Source organism: bacterium (assembly GCA_040757115.1).
Lineage (GTDB): Bacteria > UBA9089 > CG2-30-40-21 > CG2-30-40-21 > SBAY01 > JBFLXS01.
On the sequence record JBFLYA010000456.1, the window covers coordinates 1 to 1,038 of the forward strand.

The following is a 1,038-nucleotide window of genomic DNA, read 5'->3' on the forward strand; positions in this document are numbered from 1 at the left end:
GGTTGAATGCAAAATAAAAGTGAGCAGCTAATTTTTAAGTAATTCTTGAATTTTTTCTTTTGATTTTGAGTTGATTTCAAATAATAAATTTTTAATAATTTCAGATTTTTGTTCTTTCTCAAAATAAATGTAAAGTTGTTCTTCTTTAAGATTCCATTCAGCTAAAACAAAATAATTGATATAGGATTCAGGTAAGAATACCTTTTCATTTAAGACGTCAATAAAGGCTTTATGGGTTTGTTCTTTATCCTCTTTTACCTGCCTAAGGAAATAAATCTTAGGTACAAAGTCTCCTTCTCTTTTAGGTTTTGATTCTGGTGGTTGATAACCAGTATATCTTTGAGAGGATAGATTAAACCACTCTAATTTTTCATCAATTTCTGATATTGATTTAAAGTCAAATCTCTTCCAGAATTTTCTGGAGAAGACGCTGTTATTCCCTTCAATAGAGGCCTGAGAAAAAGGTCTTCTTGGGACAGAAAAGATAGGTATAACTTGGTTTTCTAAAAGAAACTTCATTGTGCGGGAGATGTTTCTCTTCCCCGATGCTGAACCAATAGTAGCCAAAGAATTATCTATCTTTATAAAATCTGGTTTTTCAAAGTTGTGGAAAAAGTCTTGAGAGGATTTAATAAACTCATCAGCTGTTTGACTTAAGACTCGCTTAAAATAACGGAATCTTGGCTCTTTCTTAAAGGAGAAGGCAATAAAGTTTAAGGGTTCGGTTCTTCCTGTAATATATTTTTCACCCACAAAGTCTGATTCCATGACCCTTCCTCCTAAGAGATGGTAGATGGTATATTCAGGATAGCATAGATATTTGGCTGCTCCTTTGTGTGTGTTTTCCTTTCTCTTTGTAGAGAGACCTAAATCAGCTAAGATTTGACCAATGGTTCTTAAGGGTGGACAGATAAGATGAGGATATCTTTTCTGCCACTCTTGATTAATTGCTGTAGCTCCGAGATAAAATTGACAAGGGTCTGTTTTAAGATCATGGTAGATTGTCTTGATTCTTTTCTCATCGGCTTTTGTCCATTT

At 33.5% G+C, this 1,038-nt stretch carries 1 protein-coding gene; it reads right to left on the reverse strand.

Translation table 11 applies throughout. The features are described from left to right. Nucleotides 1-27 precede the first annotated feature (27 nt). Nucleotides 28-1,038, reverse strand: a 1,011-nt coding sequence (locus AB1422_19620) for a hypothetical protein (GenBank protein ID MEW6621511.1), incomplete at its 5' end; no start/stop codon positions are given.